The sequence below is a fragment of the Dolichospermum sp. FACHB-1250 genome, assembly GCF_014696335.1.
GTDB lineage: Bacteria > Cyanobacteriota > Cyanobacteriia > Cyanobacteriales > Nostocaceae > Dolichospermum > Dolichospermum planctonicum.
This window is the reverse complement of the sequence record NZ_JACJPZ010000064.1, coordinates 1-21191: the sequence shown is the minus strand read 5'-3', so window position 1 is coordinate 21191 and position 21191 is coordinate 1. Positions and strand designations below refer to the sequence as shown.

At 36.1% G+C, this 21191-nt stretch carries 24 protein-coding genes and 2 pseudogenes; 14 read left to right on the top strand and 12 right to left on the bottom strand.

The features are described from left to right. Positions 1-202: 202 nt before the first annotated feature. The 9 genes and pseudogenes from H6F39_RS17885 to H6F39_RS17845 form a co-directional block, all read right to left on the bottom strand. Positions 203-901: pseudogene (locus H6F39_RS17885) on the bottom strand (DNA cytosine methyltransferase); the annotation flags it as partial. A gap of 129 nt (positions 902-1030) precedes the next feature. Further along, positions 1031-1243: a type II toxin-antitoxin system HicB family antitoxin gene (locus tag H6F39_RS17880; RefSeq protein WP_137906350.1), complete on the bottom strand. Its 213-nt coding sequence runs from the start codon at positions 1241-1243 to the stop codon at positions 1031-1033. A 1-nt stretch (position 1244) separates the two neighbouring features. Continuing rightward, positions 1245-1472, bottom strand: a complete 228-nt coding sequence (locus H6F39_RS17875; protein WP_137906349.1) for a type II toxin-antitoxin system HicA family toxin — start codon at positions 1470-1472, stop codon at positions 1245-1247. Then, a complete protein-coding gene (locus H6F39_RS17870) occupies positions 1444-1626 on the bottom strand; it encodes a helix-turn-helix domain-containing protein (protein ID WP_137906348.1) in 183 nt (60 codons plus the stop codon). Before H6F39_RS17870 ends, H6F39_RS17875 begins: the two co-directional genes overlap by 29 nt. A gap of 20 nt (positions 1627-1646) precedes the next feature. After that, positions 1647-1982 carry a XisI protein gene (locus H6F39_RS17865; RefSeq protein ID WP_168357588.1) on the bottom strand — a complete coding sequence of 112 codons (336 nt, stop codon included), beginning with the start codon at positions 1980-1982 and terminating at the stop codon, positions 1647-1649. Between the two features lie 216 nt (positions 1983-2198). Then, entirely contained in the window at positions 2199-3578 is a 1380-nt protein-coding gene (locus H6F39_RS17860; protein WP_137906346.1) for a DNA cytosine methyltransferase, read from the bottom strand. A gap of 443 nt (positions 3579-4021) precedes the next feature. Beyond that, positions 4022-4333 (bottom strand): HigA family addiction module antitoxin, encoded by a 312-nt coding sequence (locus tag H6F39_RS17855; RefSeq protein WP_137906345.1) that lies wholly within the window; start codon positions 4331-4333, stop codon positions 4022-4024. Between the two features lie 76 nt (positions 4334-4409). After that, on the bottom strand, positions 4410-4688 hold the full coding sequence (locus tag H6F39_RS17850; protein ID WP_137906344.1) for a type II toxin-antitoxin system RelE/ParE family toxin: 279 nt from the start codon (positions 4686-4688) through the stop codon (positions 4410-4412). Positions 4689-4754: 66 nt separating this feature from the next. Continuing rightward, positions 4755-8741: a magnesium chelatase subunit H gene (locus H6F39_RS17845; protein WP_190397157.1), complete on the bottom strand. Its 3987-nt coding sequence runs from the start codon at positions 8739-8741 to the stop codon at positions 4755-4757. A 452-nt stretch (positions 8742-9193) separates the two neighbouring features. On the opposite strand from H6F39_RS17845, the gene H6F39_RS17840 reads away from it, so the two are divergent. Both H6F39_RS17840 and H6F39_RS17835 read left to right on the top strand, forming a co-directional pair. Continuing rightward, positions 9194-9721, top strand: coding sequence for a hypothetical protein (locus tag H6F39_RS17840; RefSeq protein WP_190397156.1), 528 nt, complete (start codon positions 9194-9196; stop codon positions 9719-9721). 149 nt (positions 9722-9870) lie between these two features. Then, positions 9871-10275 (top strand): hypothetical protein, encoded by a 405-nt coding sequence (locus H6F39_RS17835; protein ID WP_190397155.1) that lies wholly within the window; start codon positions 9871-9873, stop codon positions 10273-10275. Positions 10276-10567: 292 nt separating this feature from the next. Here the strand turns inward: H6F39_RS17835 and H6F39_RS17830 are convergent, their stop codons facing one another. After that, positions 10568-10753 (bottom strand): hypothetical protein, encoded by a 186-nt coding sequence (locus H6F39_RS17830; RefSeq protein ID WP_190397154.1) that lies wholly within the window; start codon positions 10751-10753, stop codon positions 10568-10570. Between the two features lie 195 nt (positions 10754-10948). Between H6F39_RS17830 and H6F39_RS17825 the strand changes: the two genes are divergently transcribed. Together H6F39_RS17825 and H6F39_RS17820 are read left to right on the top strand one after the other, a co-directional pair. Then, on the top strand, positions 10949-11242 hold the full coding sequence (locus tag H6F39_RS17825; protein ID WP_190397153.1) for a hypothetical protein: 294 nt from the start codon (positions 10949-10951) through the stop codon (positions 11240-11242). Between the two features lie 9 nt (positions 11243-11251). Continuing rightward, the gene (locus H6F39_RS17820) at positions 11252-11659 is read left to right on the top strand and encodes a type II toxin-antitoxin system VapC family toxin (RefSeq protein WP_028083800.1); all 408 of its coding nucleotides are present in this window, start codon (positions 11252-11254) and stop codon (positions 11657-11659) included. 627 nt (positions 11660-12286) lie between these two features. Here H6F39_RS17820 and H6F39_RS17815 read toward each other — a convergent pair. Beyond that, positions 12287-14272 carry an N-6 DNA methylase gene (locus H6F39_RS17815; protein ID WP_137906340.1) on the bottom strand — a complete coding sequence of 662 codons (1986 nt, stop codon included), beginning with the start codon at positions 14270-14272 and terminating at the stop codon, positions 12287-12289. Positions 14273-14563: 291 nt separating this feature from the next. Between H6F39_RS17815 and H6F39_RS17810 the strand changes: the two genes are divergently transcribed. The 9 genes and pseudogenes from H6F39_RS17810 (at position 14564) to H6F39_RS17775 (ending at position 18879) form a co-directional block, all read left to right on the top strand. Continuing rightward, a complete protein-coding gene (locus H6F39_RS17810; protein ID WP_162501156.1) occupies positions 14564-14722 on the top strand; it encodes a hypothetical protein in 159 nt (52 codons plus the stop codon). Beyond that, positions 14722-14967: a DUF433 domain-containing protein gene (locus H6F39_RS17805; RefSeq protein WP_137906339.1), complete on the top strand. Its 246-nt coding sequence runs from the start codon at positions 14722-14724 to the stop codon at positions 14965-14967. The genes H6F39_RS17810 and H6F39_RS17805 overlap by 1 nt, the downstream gene beginning before the upstream one ends. Further along, complete coding sequence (locus H6F39_RS17800) at positions 14964-15206, top strand: DUF5615 family PIN-like protein (protein WP_137906338.1); 243 nt, start codon at positions 14964-14966, stop codon at positions 15204-15206. Before H6F39_RS17805 ends, H6F39_RS17800 begins: the two co-directional genes overlap by 4 nt. Before the next feature lie 14 nt (positions 15207-15220). Continuing rightward, the gene (locus H6F39_RS17795; RefSeq protein WP_199290978.1) at positions 15221-15550 is read left to right on the top strand and encodes a PIN domain-containing protein; all 330 of its coding nucleotides are present in this window, start codon (positions 15221-15223) and stop codon (positions 15548-15550) included. Positions 15551-15731: 181 nt separating this feature from the next. Next, on the top strand, positions 15732-16307 hold the full coding sequence (locus tag H6F39_RS17790) for a Uma2 family endonuclease (protein ID WP_137906336.1): 576 nt from the start codon (positions 15732-15734) through the stop codon (positions 16305-16307). A 101-nt stretch (positions 16308-16408) separates the two neighbouring features. After that, complete coding sequence (locus H6F39_RS17785) at positions 16409-17344, top strand: DNA cytosine methyltransferase (protein ID WP_137906335.1); 936 nt, start codon at positions 16409-16411, stop codon at positions 17342-17344. A 203-nt stretch (positions 17345-17547) separates the two neighbouring features. After that, the gene (locus H6F39_RS17780; protein ID WP_137906334.1) at positions 17548-17985 is read left to right on the top strand and encodes a hypothetical protein; all 438 of its coding nucleotides are present in this window, start codon (positions 17548-17550) and stop codon (positions 17983-17985) included. After that, positions 17984-18064: pseudogene (locus tag H6F39_RS21230) on the top strand (Uma2 family endonuclease); the annotation flags it as partial. The gene H6F39_RS17780 and the pseudogene H6F39_RS21230, both read left to right, overlap by 2 nt. 239 nt (positions 18065-18303) lie before the next feature. Continuing rightward, the gene (locus H6F39_RS17775; RefSeq protein ID WP_137906333.1) at positions 18304-18879 is read left to right on the top strand and encodes a Uma2 family endonuclease; all 576 of its coding nucleotides are present in this window, start codon (positions 18304-18306) and stop codon (positions 18877-18879) included. Between the two features lie 528 nt (positions 18880-19407). Here the strand turns inward: H6F39_RS17775 and H6F39_RS17770 are convergent. After that, positions 19408-19554, bottom strand: coding sequence for a hypothetical protein (locus tag H6F39_RS17770; RefSeq protein WP_162501152.1), 147 nt, complete (start codon positions 19552-19554; stop codon positions 19408-19410). A 258-nt stretch (positions 19555-19812) separates the two neighbouring features. On the opposite strand from H6F39_RS17770, the gene H6F39_RS17765 reads away from it, so the two are divergent. Further along, a complete protein-coding gene (locus H6F39_RS17765; RefSeq protein ID WP_190397152.1) occupies positions 19813-21051 on the top strand; it encodes a lipid-A-disaccharide synthase in 1239 nt (412 codons plus the stop codon). Positions 21052-21191 lie beyond the last annotated feature (140 nt).

The window sequence follows — 21191 nt, the reverse complement described above, 5'->3', positions numbered from 1 at the left end:
CTCTCATTTCTTGCTTTCTGAATAATAAATTTTTTAATCATCTTGAATTCGGACTCCTTAGGAAACTTTACTTTCTCACACCACCCCCCTTTTAATGATATGTATTCTCATTAAGCTTATTTCTCTTTAATTGATCGTTAGTTATTATGTACTACTATCTCTGCTTTTTTGATCTGTGACAGTTCAGGGTGCGGAATGTGGGTTTTAATGTCCTCCATTTAGGTAAAGTTTTTCCATCTTTGCAATATTGGGGAATAGGAAATGTAGCAATTTCCCCATCTCGTGAACCAATAAATATTACACGTTCTCTATTTTGTGGTACTCCATAATCTGCTGCTTCTAAAAGGTTGTAAACTACGTTATATTCTATTGCTTGCATTTCTGATAATACCACTTTTAAAGCAGAACCAGGCATTTCATCAGGTTCTAAAGGTGGGTAATCTTTTCTGCGTTGATTAATTGGTCTGTGACGCAGAGGAGCAGAAAGCAAACCTTTAACATTTTCCATTAAGAAAAAACGGGGTTGGACTTCTTTAACAATGCGAATAAAATCCATAAATAAACTACCGCGAGGGTCCATAACTGAACCTCTTTTTCCTGCGGTGCTAAATGGTTGACATGGGGGACCACCTGTGACTAAATCTACTTCACCAGGTTGTAAAGCACGGCCTAAATTGAAAACTCTTCCTCCTTCTTGCAGTAATTCTTGAGAACTAACATTTTGTATTTCTCTGGGAATAGCACTTTCTTGAAGAAAGGGACGATTAAGAGCAATAGTTTTGACAGCATCACGATCTTTTTCTACTACAGTTACAGTGTGAAAACCTGCTTGTTCTAATCCTAAATCTAGACCATAAGCACCTGTAAATAATGAAATAGAAATAGCTTTACCATCTATCACGGTTCTTGCTCCCAATTCTGAATATCACTAATTATATACTCCTTGAGTCTATTATATCTTTTATATCCAATAAAAGCGATTTCTAGGTCGCGCAACGCTTACGCTCTTTTCAGATCCCAAAATCATCAGTTAAGCTGACATGAAACGCTGTGTAGGTTCAGGAATTTTTCGACCTAACTCTTGAGCAGTTTCTATCCATTCCTGCATAATAATTTCTATATTTTGCAGTGCTTCTTGATAAGTTTCTCCATCAGCAGCACATCCCGGTAAATCTGGAACTTCTGCAATAAATGATTGGTCTTCTTGACTCCAATAGAGATTAATTTCATAGCGCAGAGTCATCTTAACCTCCTAGCTGATATTTAAGTAACATTTCCCGGACTTGTTTAACTTGATATGCTTTGGCTTTTCCTTGTTTGGGTTGAAGGTTCAATATTTCTTCAACTCCTTGTTTTGTAAAAATGTGGTGACTACCACGAATTCTTTCATCAAATCCTAATCTGATCAAGAGTTGACACAATTGCTCAAAGGATATATTTTCATCAGATGCGCCTAATGGATTTTTCACCATTAATAATTTCTTGAATTGTTTGATAAGATATTCCTAAAACTTCGGCAAAATCGTGATAATTAATTTCTAAATCATCTAAAATATCTGATATTACTTCACCTGGATGTATTGGTCTTGCTAATCTCTCATCAGTAATATTTTGCCAATTATTCATAATTAATATTCCTTAAATAATTAACCCACAGCATATTCTGTAAACTTCCTCATAAAAGGAGACTGAAAACCTAACACAATATCCTCTTTACTCACTCCCGCAGCTACTAAATTAGCAGCAATATCATCCTCAGTACCATTCCATTGCAGCCAAATTTTACCACCTTTAATATCAATATGAATGATACAACTATGTACCCAATTTTGACCTTCCCAACCAACATGAACTATTTGATAATGATCACGTTGTGTATCAAAAATCGTCTCAACTTCTATATTGCCGTAAGCTGGTTGTGCTTCACCATATTCTTTTAATATTTCTTGAACTATTTGACGGTATTGAGTTAATTTATCCATTGAAAAATCACCTCTTTCTATACATCATAAATTACCATTTTTACACTACGAAGAAGTATGGCAGATTCGTAATTTTGTTTTTGAAGTTCAGCTTCTGCAAAATAGGTTTTAAAATTTTACGCCTTTTATACTCATCTATAAGACCCTTGATAAAACCTTCTAGATAACCTTTAATTTCTGCACGAGTTTTTGAACTAATAGCTGCCATATTCAAAATTAAACCGATAGAATGATTGTTAACAATGCCTTTGCTAAATGGTAAATGACAGGAATAGAAACTGCATTACCAAATTGATGTTTGGCTGTATTTTCATTATCCGCTATTTTGAAACTTTTAGGAAATCCTTGTAATCTTGCGTAATTTTCTGCGGTTAAAGGTTTAAATCGCTTTGGTTGATAAATTTTTTTGATAAATGTTTGCTTATATGCTTCAGGTTCTTCACATTCTATAGATATAGTAGCCACATAATCTCTTGTTCCAGTTGCGGTTAAAGTTCCAATCGCATCAGCATGAGGTAAAAATATTTTAGAAATACCATTAATACCTGAAGAAATTTTAGAATTTACAAATTCATAACCTTTACCTTCTACAAGACGAAGAATTTCTTTGTCTACTAAGCTGTTAATTTCTGCAATCTGTAAATTAGAAGTTAAAGATTCTAATACTTCAAATTTTAAAGGATTACCATCTTTTTCACCATAAATTTTCTTTCTTCTATTTTTTAAAATAGTTTGACATATTAACTTTTCTCTATAATTTGTTTCTATTAATTCCCAAGAATGAATTGTAGTATGTCCATCTCTAATATCAGCAAAAGTAAAGAAATCGTTTAATTCATCTATTTTTTGGAATCTGCCTCTAGAAGCTGGAATTTTGCCATCATTAAATAAAACTTCTGGAGGAAATTTCTTTTTAGGAAAATTAGTTTTTTCAATTCCAGGAATTATATCATAAAGTTTTAAGCGTTTATTTAATGGTTTAGGAAAAGTAAACCCCCAATAATTTGCAATATCATTTCTAATACCAACAATAAATATTCTGTCTCTATCTTGAGGTAAACCAAAATCATAGGAATTTAGCACCTGATATTTAACTATATAGCCAAATGATGTTAAATTACTAAGTATATATTCTAAACTTTGTCTGTTTCTTGGCTCGGTTAAACCCTTGACATTCTCAAATATAAATGATTTAGGTTTATTAACTTCTACAACTCTAAAAACATCAAGCCATAGTTTACCTCTGGGGTCATCTAAACCTTGCATTTTACCTGCTATAGACCAAGGTTGACAAGGCACACCACCAACTATTAAATCTATTTCAAAAGGTAATTTGTTTAAATTTGTAATATCTCCTAAATATGGTTCATCTGCATTATGATCACTAATAAAATTATTTTTATAAACCTTAATAGCTTCTTTATCTATTTCTGAATATCCTAAACAAATTCCTCCTAATTCTTCTAAAGGAATTCTAAATCCACCTATTCCAGCAAATAAATCTACAAATGTAAACTTTCTTGTACAACTTATAATTTTAGTCGGTTGGAATAATTGAAATAATTCTAATTGTTGAGCATGAGCGCTGCTTTCCATAAGGTTTATGAGTAAAGTTCTAAATAGATTTTCACATTCTATACTGTCACCAGTAAAGCGATTCCTAGGTCGCGCAACGCTTACGCATTCCCCACATCCTCAAACAGCGAACTGCTTGCAGCAGCGTAACGCTTACGCAATTACACATCACAAAAAAGCGAACTGATTGCAGCAGCGCAACGCTTACGCCTAAATTCATCACCAGAATAAAAAATGATAAGATACTAATAAAATTTTATTCATATTAGAAACTTATGAACGTGAGTTTTGCGATACCAAAAGAACTTGAGTCTTATCTTGAGATTCAGCTTCAATCTGGCAATTATGATACTGTAGCGGACTATTTTTTGATGTTGTTGCAGCAAGATAAACTGCGTAAGGATGCTCAAGCAAATATTTGAATGGATGGAGGTAAATAGAGAGTAATAAAATTCATATTTATTCTACACTAATGTCATAACTTTATTATATTCTTCCTTATGACTTTGCAAAGCATCCCAGACATCAACCTTTTGCTGAAGATTCAACCAAAGTCTATGTCCATTTCCTAAAGCTTTACCAAGACGAATTGCAATATCTACTGTAATGGATTTTTCACCATTAATAATTTCCTGAATTGTTTGATTAGATACTCCTAAAATTTCAGCAAAATTGCTAGGATTAATATCTAAATCATCTAAAATATCTGCAATTACTTCACCAGGATGTATTGGTCTTACTAATCTATCTTGAGTAATATCTTGCAAATTATTCATAATCAATACTCCTTAATAAATTTTACTACAGTTAGTTAACAAGCTCTACACAATTAATATCATATTAACACAGGATTTAATGATAATCTTCAAGATTAACATCATAAGCATCACCATCTTCAAATTTAAAAGTTATCCGCCAGTTTCCTGATACCTTAATTGACAAAGTTCCTTTTCTGTCTCCTTTTAATTCATGCAAATCATATCCCGGTAATCTAATATCCTCTACAATTAAAGCTGAGTCTATAACTTCAAGTCTGATTCTAATTTTATTTTCTAAATTTGCGGGAACTCCTTTATTAAAATTTTCTTTAAACAGATTTTCTAAGGATTTATTTTTAAATGTTTGAATCATCTATCTTTTATTTGTTAATTTTATCTGATTATTAAGGAGGCAGGTATAAAACCTGCCCATGTAATCCTATTCTATCCCCTCAATCCGATTTTCCACCTCCTGATACAACTCTCTCAACCGGTCTAAATTCTCCTCACTCGTCTCCCAATAACCGCGTCCATTCATTTCCAACAAAGTAGAAACAATCTTGCGGAAAGAATGAGGATTGAGATTCATCAACCGCTTTTGCATTTCCTCATCTTTGATGAAGGTTTCGTTTGTGTCCTCATAAATCCAATTATCCACAGCACCAGCAGTCGCACTCCAACCAGTAGTATTAACCAACCGCTTAGAAAGTTCGCGCACACCTTCGTAACCGTGAGATAACATCCCCTCATACCATTTGGGATTTAACAACTTCGTCCGCGCATCTAAACGCACAGTTTCTGATAAAGTTCTCACCTGTGCATTCGCAGTAGTTGTATCTGCAATGTAAGAAGATGGTTTCTTACCATCTGCACGCAGACTTGCTACTAACTTAGTCGGATCTGAGTCAAAATAGTGGGAAACATCAGTTAAACTGATTTCCGAAGAATCGAGATTCTGGAAAGTTGCATCAGCAGTCTTCAAAGTCGTTTCAAAAATCTCTCTTGACTCATCCATAACCCCAGGATTATCAGAATTGAAAGAGAAAGATTTGCGCTTCAAATACATTTCCTGTAACTCAGCTTCACTGTCCCAAGTGCTATTCTCCACCGCTAAGTTAATATTAGAAGAATAAGAACCAGAAGCATTAGAGAAAACGCGAGTTGCAGCTTGACGCAGATTTATTCCCATGTCCTCCGCTTGTTTCAAAGCGTGCTTGCGGACAAAGTTCATTTCCAAGGGTTCATCAGCTTCTGCTGCCATTTTTACACCTTGATCCAGCAAGTTCATTTGGTTAATGAACAAGTCACGGAATACACCAGAACAATTGATCACTACATCAATTCTAGGACGACCCAATTCTTCCAAAGGTATCAATTCCAACTTGTTCACCCGTCCCAAAGCATCGGGAACTGGACGTACTCCCACCATCCACATAATTTGGGCGAGGGATTCGCCGTAGGTTTTGATGTTATCTGTACCCCAGAGGACACAGGCGATGGTTTCTGGCCAGTTGCCATCATTTTCTGACTTATTCCGCTCTAGCAGCCTATCCACGACGATTTTCGCCGATTGGACTGCGGCAGATGTGGGGATAGATTGGGGATCTAGTGCGTGGATATTTTTACCTGTGGGTAATACGTCAGGATTACGGATAGGATCACCACCAGGACCGGGGAGAATATACTCACCTTCCAAACCTTGCAATAAACCACCAAGTTCGTTATCTGCACAAACTTGTTTTAAGCAAAATTCCAAATATTCAAACAGGGGTTTTAATGCAGAGGTGTCTACTTTGGTGTAACCTGATTGATGCAGTGATTCTACCCAAGGTTCTTTTCTCCCCATGTTGAAGAAGTTCAACTTGGAAACCGCTATCACTCTACCTTCTGCGTCAATTTGTTCTTGAACTAAGGCTGTAACAGCCGCACGGGTAGCGAGGGTGATATCTTGTAATAGTTGTACATCTGCCAAAATTCCGGCATCGTTGTTTTTGTAGATATCCTCAATATTGCGACCGAGACTTTTGGCAATAATTCCGGGTAAACCTTGAATTTCTTCCTCTTGTCGATCTAAACTAGCTATATTGACCAGAGTGGCGATCGCTTCTTCGGCAGTGGGAGGTTTACCAATCACGTGCAGTCCACAAGGTAATAAGCGCGATTCAATCTCCATTAACCGACGATAAACGTTACCAACGATATTATCCCGTTCCTCCGAGGTCATATCCTTAGAATCGGTTTCAGGAATGTGAATATCCTTGTCTAAGTTGACAATACGGCACTTATCCATGATGGAATTGACAATGGAAACACCGCGTCCTGTGTCTTTCAAAGTTTGGTAAGAAGCAATTAACTCGCTAAGTTCCTTCAACCCTTTGTATAAACCAGCATTTTCCGCCGGTGGTGTTAGGTAAGAAATTGTTTCTGCATAACTGCGACGTTTAGCGATTGTAGCTTCACTGGGGTTATTAGCTGCGTAATAATACAGGTTGGGAATTGAGCCAATTAGTTGATCTGGGTAACAATCACCGGACATTCCCATTTGCTTACCAGGCATAAATTCCAATGAGCCATGTGTCCCAAAGTGTAACACTGCGTCAGCGCCCCAAATCCGTTCTAGATAGGTGTAATATGCTGCAAAACCGTGGTGGGGACTTGCGGAACGGGAGAATAACAACCGCATGGGGTCGCCTTCATAACCAAATGTCGGCTGCACACCAATGAACACATTACCAAATTGTTTCCCATAAATCAAGAGATTTTGGCCGTCGCTGTTCAAGTTTCCGGGAGGTGGTCCCCAGTTTTCTTCTAAGCGTTGGGAGTAGGGTGTCAGTGCTTCATATTCTGGCACAGACATTTTGTAAGCAATGTTGAGTTCGGGACTGTTGTATTGTGCTTGTGCGTCGTGGATGACTTGTTCTAGCAACTCTTGGGGGGTTTCGGGAATGTCCTGCACGTCATAACCGTTGTTTCTCAGTCCTTTCATGACTTCATGAATAGAACCGAATACGTCTAAATATGCGGCTGTACCCACGTTACCTTTGTCAGGGGGGAAGCTGAAAACGGTAATAGCAACTTTTTTGTCTAGTTTGGGTTTACGGCGCAGATTCGCCCATTTTAATGCCCGTTGAGCGACTATTTCTACTCTATCTTGGAGTGCGATCGCTCTGCCTGTTGCCCCATCTTTACCTGATAGGATAATCGGCTCAATTGCGCCGTCTAGTTCGGGTATAGCAATCTGTAAAGCCACTTGAATGGGATGTAACCCCAAATCGCTATCTAGCCATTCTTCGGTGGTTTGGAAGACCAAAGGCAAGGCTACCATGTAAGGGCGATTTAACCGTTTTAATGCTTCAATGGCTTTAGGATGATCCTGTCTAGCCGGTCCACCGACTAAAGCGAAACCAGTTAAGGATACTACCGCGTCTATTAACTGCATTTTGGTAATTGGTTCATAGAAGTAAGCTTCTATTGGTTTAGAGAAATCTAAACCACCTGCAAATACAGGGAGAACTCTTGCCCCTAATGATTCCAATTCCTGCACAATTGCCACATAATGGGCATCATCACCAGTAACGAGATGAGTCCGTTGTAATACCAAACCTACGCATGGTGCAAGGGGATCTTTAAGGTGACTAGAAATGTCTTTGCGAGCAGAATACCAGTTCAGATATTCTCGCACATCCTCAAACATGGTTGGTGCTAAAGGATGCCAGATTCCCATATCAGGATAAACAACTGGAGCTTGATAGTCAGCAGCGACAAAGCTTTCTTTCTCTATGCCTTTTAGTACGTATTTATCAGCCAGCATCAGTAAAAAGTTTTCCAGGTTTTCCGCTGAACCACCTAGCCAATACTGAAAACTGAGCATGAAGTTTCTCGCGTCTTGTGCTTTTTCCATGGGGAGGAATTTCAGCACTTGGGGGAGAGTCCGCAATAACTTCAACATTCCGTCTTGGAAACCAGCGCCAGATTTCTCTTTGCGCTTTTTCATGAAGTTAGCAATTACGCTTTTAGATTGTCCTAACTGCGCCAAAGAGAAGCTACCCATTTTATTGAGGCGCATAACTTCGGGCATGGAGGGGAAGACAACGGATACATCTAAGTTATCACGATGGGGTTCGACTGCGGCAACTACTTTTTGTGCTAGGTCTTCAATAAAAATTAGAGAAGCAATGAATATATTAGCACTAGCTATATCACGTTTCAACTCCTCATAGTTTTCAGAGTTGCGTAGTTCTTCAATCAAGTATCCACTGATTTCTATGGCAACGCTGGGATGATTAGCGTTAATTTCCCGTACCGCTTGCGATAATGCACTTTGGTATTGGGATTCTAGCACGACATAGACAACCTTGATTAATTTACGTCCCCGTAAATCGTCAGGTGCAATATGTCTAATAGTGGACTTGACTTGGGTAAACATTCAAATAAGCTCCTTTCAAGCGTGTTCTCATGAAGTTAGTCGCGGTATAACCGTTTGTAACTGCAATTATTTTCGGCAATAAGAGTTTTTTAGCAGAAAACTCGGATTCTGTGGGGGTTTTGTCCTATATCTGACATAAAATGATATAGAAAACAACACATTTATTAATGAATCTTAACAAAGAATACAGGTTCTCTCACCTGATTTTAAATTTTGTTTACATAGCGATGCTGTTATGTAACAAAACGAAACGTTAGTGCTGACAGTATTGTGATATTCTGGTTTTGAGTTGGGCGATAGGGATATTATCTAGAAAATTTCTGCATAACTTGACAAGAATCGCCTGTGATGCTTATTATATCGTTGTATACAAAAGTGTTATACAGAAAAATTCTGTGTAATAACTGGTTATACCAAATCAAATACATCTATTTGTAAATAATGTAGTGACAATGACAATACCTATAGAGCTTATTATTCTAAGTTTGCCGGATAAACTCCGCTCTTTCATATTAGATGCTTCACTAAAAAATTATCATTATTCAACATCTAGGATATTCTTGGACTCCGAAGCCGATTTTCTTATAGAAAGATTGCTCTATGCGGTAGATTGGTGTCTTCTACAGGATTATATGCTTAAACACCATGGTCTTGGGGGAAATCGTCGAGACATCATTGATGGATTTATTACGAACGTTAACCCTAGCCTAGCCGAAACTGTTATCTCAATTCATGAAATGTACCAAAACGATGACACAGTAAAGTTTTTAAGGCAGCTTGTACAGGCACATAAACTCATTTCCAATCGCTTACTTTCTAAAGAAATTGCACAGGATAAAGGTGAGGATAAGGAAAATTCCTACATTGATCCAGATTTTTACCATGCAAGTTATACTAATGATCGGTTCGATGGCGTGGACTGGGGTGATCCATCAACGTTTAACGAAGCAGCTTGGGATCAAATTAATGATAGGGATTGACTGCTATTCTTAAGGCGATCGCCATTTAGGAAAAGTTGGAATTGCAATCATTTAAAATTAGGGTAGTTGTGAGCGATAGCCTGAGTAATCTATAGATTGTGGCATAATCATAATGTAAATTTTAGAAATACCAGCAAACTAAACTTGCCATGAACGTAGAAACGTTTGAAGCGTCCGTCCAGTATAATGACATGGTTGGCTCTGTATCAGTTGATAATGCCGACCAATCTTCAATATCTTGCTGGCTTGATGAACACAATCTGAAAGAATCAAATGAGCTATTGTTTGGGATAAAACTGTCCATCGAGGATAATGTTAGAGTAGTGTTCTTGCTAATTACAGGCGAAAATATGGATACGCTAAAAGCAAAGATTGATGATGGACAAGTACCAGTCCAGGTAAGGCGCATTGAAAAAGTAATGACATTTCCTGAATTTTTCAGCTTATTCAAGCGATTTAGTCTTACACTCTCGCCGAATCAGAACAAGCATACAACTAAAGGAATTGAATTTAAAGGAATACTAGAGGGGATGAAGTATCAGTATGAAGATTGAGCCATTGTTTTCATGTTAGCTTCTTACAAAATAATCAATAATTGCGTTGTGGGAAATTGGGGATTATTTTTGTCAGAATCAGGATAACCAGGATTAAAGGATTTACAGGATGTCATTTAATGATTATTGGTGGAAAGTTGGGGATTATTTGTTTACCATCCTTCAGACAAATACAACATTAACCATCAACAAATAACCGATAAATTACATCCTGTACATCCTCAAATCCTGGACATCCTGATTCTGACAAAAAATCCGTGTTAATCCGCGTTTATCTGTGTTCACCTCTGAATCAAGAAAAATAGGCGATCGCTGTTTGGGGATGTTGGGAGTGCGATAGCGTAAGCGCTGCTGCAAGCAGTTCGCTTAAAATTAGGGGGTTGGGAGCGATCGCTGTTTGGGGATGTTTGGGAGTGCGATAGCGCAAGCGCTGACTTGTCAGTTCGCTGTTTTGGGGTGTTGGGGTGCGATAGCGCAAGCGCTGACTTGTCAGTTCGTTTAAAATTAGGGTTGTGAGCGTAAGCGTTGCGGTGACCGAAGGTATCGCTGTTTGGGGATGTTGGGAGAGCGATAGCGCAAGCGCTGACTTGTCAGTTCGTTTAAAATTAGGGGGTTGGGAGCGATCGCTCCTGAGTTTAAATAAAATAGAATCATATAACCACAAAACCGCACTATGACTTCACGACTCGAAAATGCGATCGCTGCTATCCAACAGCTATCAGCTATAGAACGTCAACAACTGTTGCAAATCTTTACTCAAAGCAATTCATCCTCAAACTCTCAAACCGATCTTAAAAATCTCAATCATCAGTTTTGGCAAGATACCACGCTCAACGAACTCCTTGCCACACAGACCCCTATCACTGTACATAACCTTAAACATCTTGCTGTTGACTTTTGGCCTGAAGAAGAATCCATCGAAGATTTTCTCATCTTCCTACGACAACAACGCCAAGAAGTGATTTAAACAAACGCCATGAGTTTTTACCTCATTGACACTGATATCGCTTCTTTTATCTTCAAAGGTAGTGATTATGCCGACCCTTATTTACCTTATTTAACTGGTCAACAATTAGCAATGTCATTCATGACCGTAGCTGAACTGTTTCAGTGGGCAATTTTGCGTCAATGGGGAGATAGTCGTTTAACACAACTAGAACAATACCTATCTAACTACTTAATTATTCCAGTTGATCAATCACTTTGTCGAGAATGGGCGTATATTCGTGCCAAGCGACAAAGCGCAGGACGACCAATATCTCCACAAGATGCTTGGATTGCTGCAACGGCTTTACGCTATGACTTACCGCTAGTTACTCACAACATCAAAGACTTCTTGGATATTCCCAATCTCCGGCTTATTATCCCTTCATCCCCATTATGAAGGTCATAAATAAGAGCGATCGTCTAAAATTAGGGTTGTGTGCGTAAGCGTTGTGCTGCTGCAAGCAGTTCGTTTAAAATTGGGGTAGTTGTGTGCGTAAGCGTTGCGCTCTAACTAGATCCCCGACTTCTGAGCATAACAGATAATTAATTGATATGATCAAAGAAGAAGCCGGTGATCTTCAACCCAGTTTATAATCTTCTTCCTCTGTGTCCTCTGCGTCTGGAGTGGTATGTCTTCGACACGCTACGCGAAGGTTATTTCTTCAAGTAGGAAAATTACAGATAAATCAATAAGCAAGAATTGGTTTGTGGTCAGTTATGATTTTTTTTGTCAGAATCAGGATAACCAGGATTAAAGGATTTACAGGATGTTATTTAATAATTGTTGGTGAAAATTTGGGGATGATTTTGTTTATCCTAATATGGCTAACGCCACGCTACGCTATCAGACAATTAGAACATTCACCACCAACAAACAAATGAGCAATTACATCCTGTAGATCCTCAAATCCTGGACATCCTGATTCTGACAATTACAAGATTCACCACCAAAAAAAACAAATCATCATTTATTAAAATAGTAATTTCACAGATTAATCAATCATCAAGAAGTGCGATATTAACACTATAAAAATAATACTTGCTTTGATGAAAAATTAACCAATTCCATACAGGCTTGTCTGGCTAATTCTCGTGCTTCAATTCTATCATCTATGGATCTTTTTACTATTTGTGTAATTCTTTCCTTTAGTTCACAGTTTTTAGGAATAGGTAAAATAATTTCACCTAGTCTATCACCTAATGAATCAATAATATCTTGAGTGAATCTTTTAGCTTTAATTTGCATCATCACAGGTTCAGAACTTAAAGCTGCTATTAATAAATAGGGAGATAATTTAGAATCATCTTTTATTCTCAACTTATAAATGTGACTTTGAAATACTATTCTCTTATCATATTTTGTAATATAAGCACAGTGTCCTACTAAATATGTTCCATCTCTAACCATAAGAATGTCACCTTCTCTAACATCTTGTTTAGTAGCAAGAGAACGATAAATTTCTTCACTTAAACAATGTTTAGGATTTCTTTTGATTTCCCAGTTAGAAATATCTGAAGTTCTCACGAATGGAATATCACCAGTTCCATAATTTTCTTTACCTACTTCATCACCTGTTGTCACATCTAGTAAACCCTGAGAAATTAATTCAGATATGGGAATCAAATGATGGGTATTTTGTAATCTTTGCAATTCATTAATTATCTCTGGGTTATAATAACGAGGAGCAAAAATATAATCTGTTATTTTGCTAAAATCTACTTCATAACCTAAACTAGAATTAACTAGGTTATTTCCTCTATATTTACGATAGTTTAAGACAATGGTTGGCAGATCATCCCTGCTATTTTTACGTCCCCTGCTATCATGTCCACATAATTTAGCTTCAGCCATAAAAATACCACTTGTTTGCTGTATTGCTTCCTTTTTCTTATGCAAGACTAATAAACAAGTTTTTGTATGAGTACCACTTTTTCCAGAAACTTTAAATAAGTCTTCTGGCATTCCCATAACGGCTTTTATTTCTGCCTGATCTTCAATATAATTAATAACATAGCGATAGGTTTTACTAGAAATTAGACTTTCTGGAACTACTAGACCTAAACGTCCTCCTGGTTTGACTAAAGACAGACATCTTTCAATAAATAATACTTGTGGAGGTACAGAAGATTGTAGTTCACTTAATTTAATAAATTTCTCTATTTTTTTATCTATTTGCCATTTATAACCTAATTCAAAAGTTCTTTGAGTGTTAGTAGAAGCTGCAACAATTCTAGTCCCAAATGGGGGATTGGCTAAAACAATATCAAAAGTTCCTAATTTTTCATGCAATGATTGATCTACATCCCAGGCTAACGAATCACCACAAAATATATTAGCTGATGTATTAGTAAATAAGGATAATCTAGCTGAAGCAAGACGAACTAAGTAATTATCTTTATCTATACCAAAAACATATTGATTTACTTCTTCTGATTCAACCCCTAAGTTGATAAGATGACGTGCTGCTGAATGTAAAAAACCTCCAGCACCACAAGCAGGATCTATGATTGTTTCACCTGCTTGTGGGTTAATTAATTCTACCAATAAGTCAATAGTATTTTGAGGAGTAAAAAACTGTCCTTCTTTTCCCTTAACAATAGAGCTAGTAAAAACTTCGTAAGCATCGCCAAAAGGATCGTAACTCCATTGGTTAATATCTAATATTTCTAATTTTTGATCAATAAAATCTAAACTGTTCTGATCTAGCTGTAATTTATCTTGAGAATTAAATAAGTTAGGTAGTAAAATGCAAATTTCTTTAAAAGTTCTTTGATATATTTGTTCAACACTTAAATTAGCATTATGGTCAATAACTATATTTTTGTCTTTTTTTAGATAAATCTTACAAAATAAACATTTAATAACTTCTTCTAATAAAGTTTCATCACGAGTAGCACCTATTAATTGACCTGCTAAATAGTTACGGATTTGGTTAAGTGCATCTTTGTAATCTAATACAAGAGAAAGTTGTGTAGTATTTTGATGAATCTTTTTAATTTTTTGTTTCATACAATTTAAGTGTTTATTTTTCACATTTTTCTAGGATAGCACCTTTCTTTCAATTTTTTGATATAGTGCTTTAGCGTTAATGTAGCTTGTACCAGGTATCGCTGTTTGGGATATTGGTATCTCGCTAATTGGAATAGTGATCGCTGAAAATTGGGGTAGTTGGAAGTGATCACCATTTAGGTATAAATTGGGAGAGTGATAGCGAAGCGCGACCTAGGAATCGCAATTTAGGAATAAGTTGGGAGAGCGTAAGCGTTGCACTGCTGCAAGCAGTTCGTTTAAAATTGGGGAATGTTGGGGTGCGTAAGCGTTGCGCTGCTGCAAGCAGTTCGTTTAAAATTGGGTAAAATTGGGGTGATTGTGAGCGATAGCCATTTAAGAATACGTTGGGAGAGCGATCGCTTCCAAAAGAGTGTAATCATAGAAGAAGCAAGTGATGAGAAAAGATAATGCAAAAGCAGCTTAAACAAATAATTGTATCCGATCCAGAAGTGATGATGGGAAAACCTGTAATTGCTGGTACACGCATTACAGTTGAGTTAATTTTAGAAAAATTAGCTGCTGGTGAAACCGCAGAACAAATCTTAGAATCACATCCTCGACTGACACCAGAAGTAATTCCAGCAGCTTTAGCATTTGCGGCTGAGGCTTTACGATATGATGTAATTTATCCAATTGTTGAGAAGGCATCTTGAACTTTCTAGCAGACGAGAATCTAGATAAGCTTGTTGACCGTTTGCGCCAAGATGGACATTTTGTTTGGTACGTTGCGGAAATGGAACGGGGTATTTCCGATGATGTAGTCCTAGACTTGGCTAACCAAGAAGGTGCATTATTATTGACATCTGATAAAGATTTTGGTGAGTTAGTGTTCCGCTTACGTCGCATTGCTTCAGGTGTTGTATTGTTAGTTATGCGTTCAAGAAAAATATAACTATAAATAATAAATTGAAAGAGTTAAGCTTTCTCGGTGCAGAAATATTTATTAGTTGTATAACCTACTATGAAATTAAAAGAGGTTTAATATCTCTCAATGCTACTAAACAATTGGTAGATTTTCATGGATTTTGTAATGATTATCCTGTATTATTTTTAGATGATTTAGAAATTATTGAAAAATCCTGTGAAATTCATGCCAAATTAAAAGCTAAAGGTACTCCTATCCAAGATGCTGATGTTTTAATAGCAGCTACAGCAATTTTCCGGGATTTAATTCTCGTTTCTAATGATTCTGATTTATTAAAAATTGAAGAACTTAAATTAGAAAATTGGTCGTGATAAAAATTTAGGAATAAGTTGGGAGATCGATAGCGTTCGCGGAGCGTCACCGAGGGAACTAGCGCTTCTGCAAGCAGTTCGCCTAAAATTAGTGTAGTTGCTATTAATTGGTAACTAATAATATATAATAAGATATGAGATAGTTAAAATTTCTCCCTAAACATTCAATGAGGATATGACAATGAATGCTTTAACTGTCAATTTGAAATCAGTAATAGAAATGACTGATGAGCAGTTTTTTGAACTATGTCAAAACAACCGGGAATTGAGATTTGAAAGAAATGCAAATGGAGAATTAATAATTATGCCACCAACAGGAGGAGAAACGGGAAATCGTAATGCGGGTATAACTGCTCAACTTTGGATTTGGAATGAGGAAAATCAGGAGGGTATAGTTTTTGATTCTTCGACTTGTTTTAAGTTACCAAATGGTGCAGATCGTTCTCCTGATGCTTCTTGGATCAAGTTAGAAAGATGGGATGCTTTAACTGATGAGGAAAAACAAAAGTTTCCTCCTATTTGTCCTGATTTTGTGATTGAGTTACTTTCTCCTAGTGATAGTTTAAAAGTTACACAAGAAAAGATGCAGGAATATATAGATAATGGTGTGGGTTTGGGGATATTAATTAATCGCAAATCTCGTCAAGTGGAAATTTATAGACCTGGTAAGGAGGTTGAGGTTTTGGATTCTCCTGCTACGGTTTCGGGGGAAGATGTTTTAAAGGGTTTTGTTTTGAATTTGGGGATGATTTGGTAAAATCATATAGGTATTTATTTAACATAGCACAGATACATCTCAATGACTTTATACTAATTATGTTAAAATAAATACCAGAAACGTAATTAGCCAAACATGAAATGTATAAAACAATTGATTTATTTGCTGGGATAGGTGGAATTAGACTCGGTTTTGAAGCCTATCATTGTACAAATATATTTACTTCCGAATGGGATAAAGATGCTCAAGTAATGTATGAAGCAAACTTTGGAGAGAAACCTCATGGTGATATTAATTTAATATCGCCTTCTGATATTCCAAACCATGATATTTTATTAGCGGGGTTTCCTTGTCAACCCTTTAGTATTGCTGGAAAAGGTTTAGGTTTTACTGATACTAGAGGGACTTTATTTTTCAATATCGAAAAAATCCTGGAAGTTAAAAAACCACGGGCTTTTTTATTAGAAAATGTAAAACGATTGACCACTCACGATCACGGTAAAACTTTTTCAGTAATTTTAGATAAATTGAAAGCACTAGGTTATACCGTTTATTATAAAGTTCTTAATTCTTTAGATTTTGGCTTGCCTCAAAAAAGAGAGAGAATTTATATAGTTGGTTTTTTAGAGTTTATTGATTTCAATTTTCCAAAACCATTAGGTTATTACCAACCACTTAGTACCATTTTAGAAAATGACGACAATATACCTGGAAGTTATTTCTTATCAGAAAAAATAAAGAATAAACGGTTAAATGCAGTAAAAGATAATCCTCCTTTTCCTTCTATTTGGCATGAAAATATTGGCGGTAATATTTCTGCATTACCCTATTCATGTGCCTTAAGAGCAGGAGGTAGTTATAATTATCTTGTGGTTAACGGCGTTAGACGTTTAACCGATAGAGAAATGCTACGTTTACAAGGTTTTCCCGATGAATTTAAAATTGTGTTACCTTATTCTGTAGTACGTAGATTAGCAGGTAATTCTGTATCTGTTCCTGTTATTAAAGCAATAGCAGGAGAAATAATAAAGGCTTTAGAACATCAAATTAGGGAATCATGTTTGGATGTAAATTAAATATACAGCCCAACATTTCATTGTAGTGCGATCGCTGTTTAGGATGTTGGTTGGGAGAGCGTAAGCGTTGCGCTGCTGCAAGCAGTTCGCCTAAAATTGGTGTGATTGTGAACGTAAGCGTAATGAATGAGTTACGATTGACTTGGGATGCAAAAAAAAGGGAATATTAAAAATAGTCGTCTTTTTAGCTTGGTGAGTGCCAAATGAGTGATCTCAAGAAAATAGATACCAATGCCTATGTGACAGTACAGGGACAATATGCTGTGGTCAATGAAGGTGCAGGGTACGCAATTATCAACATTCAAACAAAACAGATAGTTGCTCGTAATATTTCATCTTTCCTTGACTGTGTAAAAACGCTGGAATACATTGTTGGAAAGGGTGAATCCCAAGATCCAATTCAACATTCTACGTCTAACGAAAATCCACCTCAGATACAATTAACTAACTTTGGTGTTAAACCAGATGTACAAAGACTTATTGAAATCTACGCTCCAGCCACAGTGAGAGTGGAGAAGAAGGTGCATTGGAACCGAAGCCGATATAAGTGCTACGATGTATCTGGTAACTGTCTTGGCCGGGTTAAAGGAAAACAAGGAGATCGTTATTGGGAAGACAGAAGCGGAAATAAACATTACTAAGAGAAAGTTTCCTCTCATTTGTCCCAATTTTTTTGTAATTGAGTTACTTTCTCCTAGTGATAGTTTGAAGACTACACAGTAGCCGATCTTGTAGGGTGTGTTAATGAAATATAACGCACCTTTTTAATGTTAATTATTTGACAAAAAATTCATTTTGTATTCTATTCGGATTCCGAAACATTATTGCAGTGCGTAAGCGTTGCGCGACCTAGGAATTACCTAAAATTGGGGTAGTTGCTATTAATTGGTAACTAATAATATATAATAGGATATGGGATAGTTAAAATTTCTCCCTAAACATTCAATGAGGATATGACAATGAATGCTTTAACTGTCAAGTTGAAATCAGTAATAGAAATGACTGATGAGCAGTTTTTTCAGTTATGTCAAAACAATCGGGAATTGAGATTTGAAAGAAATGCAAACGGAGAGTTAATAATTATGCCACCAACGGGAGGAGAAACGGGAAATAAAAATGCAAGGATCACTCAACAATTAATGAATTGGACTGATGCTGATGGTACTGGCATTGCTTTTGATTCTTCGACTTGTTTTAAGTTACCAAATGGTGCAGATCGTTCTCCTGATGCTTCTTGGATCAAGTTAGAAAGATGGGATGCTTTAACTGATGAGGAAAAACAAAAGTTTCCTCCTATTTGTCCTGATTTTGTGATTGAGTTACTTTCTCCTAGTGATAGTTTAAAAGTTACACAAGAAAAGATGCAGGAATATATAGATAATGGTGTGGGTTTGGGTATATTAATTAATCGCAAATCTCGTCAAGTGGAAATTTATAGACCTGGTAAGGAGGTTGAGGTTTTGGATTCTCCTGCTACGGTTTCGGGGGAAGATGTTTTAAAGGGTTTTGTTTTGAATTTAGGGATGATTTGGTAGAGGAATAATAAACATCTTAACCATCCTATGAAATATTAATCCCAAGGGCTAAAAACATTAACAGATGAGAAACCAAAATCACTAATATTACGAGTAACAATTATGAGGTTATTTTCATTCTTCTAATTCATGTAAAAGAAGTAATTCCGATAACTTAAATTGAGATTGCTTTGATTGAGCAATTTGATGTGTTTATAACTCATGTAACCAAGGTTGAAGAATATTATTTTGTTCTTCTATTGGTAAAGTTTCAGCTGTTTCTATAACTTTTTGGAGTAATTTTGTTGTCATGATATTACAGCGGGGAATCATAGTATTTGTCTATTATAGCTTAAACTAACAATTTGCATCAATGAGATATATAACTAACTTATGAAAATGATCGATAAATAATAAATTGATATTTACTTGAAAAATCAAAGGTCATTATCCATCTATCTACATGGATAATGACCTTAATCTGTTAAAAGCTAATAGCCTAAAACCCTTATTATACCTTACCAGAAATTCTCATCAAGTTAATCTTTCTTACTTACCTAAACCATCATATCTGTTTGGGTCTTTTTTCTCCTTTTTGTCCTTGGGATCTTTCTTAGGCTTTTTAGCTTCTTTATTACCTTTTTTTTCCTTAGACATTAGTTTCACCCAGTTAGGTTTACCGGTCAAAGCTGCCACATTCTGCTATTAGTAAATCAGGGTGTAGCTTACCTGACATCCTTTGAAAACAGTAAGGGAAGCATTGCACATTTACGCTACTAATTACCATAGTACATTGTTATTTGATTTTGTGATGAATTTGATTAACTATGATACAAAACTTTAAACACCTTGTCACCATATCTAATTGAGATTCTAATTTATAGATTCCGTTTTGTTCTTTTCATTCATTATACCAGTATAATCATATTTTATAACTGATTAGGTAATAATTAAATGACTCCAGTAGATATTCTGATTCTTTCCAATGGACCTGGGGAGGTAACAACCTGGGTACGTCCTGTTGTCAAAGCATTGCGAGAACAATTAGGACATGATATTTCTCAGGTCAGAATTTCTGTAATATTATCACCTTGTCCTCATGCTAGTGGTAAAGAAACTGCTATAGCTTTGGGTTATCCAGAGGTTGATAGAGTTCAAGCACCAGAACATTTTTGGCAATTTTTACTGTGGGGAAAAACCGCCGAAAATTGGCAATGGAGAAATCAAGGTGTGGTTATATTTTTAGGTGGTGATCAAATTTTTCCCGTTATTATTGGTAAAAAGTTAGGATATAAAACAGTAGTTTATGCGGAATGGGAAGCACGTTGGCACAATTTTATAGATAAATTTGCCATTATGAAAGCACAAGTTGCGAAAAATGTTTCTCCAAAATATGCAGATAAATTTACTATTGTTGGTGATTTAATGTTAGAAGCAGCGGAGAATGAAATCACATCTAAAATTGAAAATCTCCAAACTCAAATTAACATTATTGGAATTTTACCAGGTTCAAAAGCAGCGAAATTAACTCAAGGTGTACCTTTAACCTTAGCTATTGCTGAATATATTCACAGGAAATTACCCCAGACAAAGTTTTTTATTCCTGTTGCGCCAACTTTAGATTTACCAACTTTAGCCAGTTTTGCTAATCCTGAAAATAACCCATTTACAACAGCATTTAATTTTCAAGGTGCTGATTTAATAGATAATTATTTCCTAACTTCTACAGGTTTAACAGTAGAATTAAAACAAGAAAATCCCGCTTATCATTTATTGTCTCAATGTTCCATTTGTTTAACTACAGTTGGTGCAAATACCGCAGAATTAGGAGCGTTAGCAGTACCCATGATTGTATTATTACCCATGCAACAATTAGATGCAATGCGTTCTTGGGATGGTTTACCAGGAATATTAGCAAATTTACCGATATTAGGCTCTTTTTTTGCTAAGATAATTAATTGGTGGATGTCAAAAAATAAGGGTTTATTAGCTTGGCCAAATATTTGGGCGCAAGCAGAAATTGTACCAGAATTAGTAGGTAAATTGCAACCTGAGGAAGTGGGAGAAATGGTTTTAGATTTGTTAAAAAATCCAGAGAAATTAGAGGCTATTCGTCATAAATTACGCAGTGTGAGGGGTGAAGGTGGGGCTGCGGAAAAGTTGGCAATTTTGGTCAAAAAAGAGTTATTATAGATTTAGTTAAAACTAACATTTTTTCAAATATGAAAGCACCTGATACCATTATTAAACTTGTTGAACATTTTCACTCTTCGATAGAATTGTATCGTGCGGGGGGAATTAATGAAACACAAACTAGAATTGAGTTTATTAAT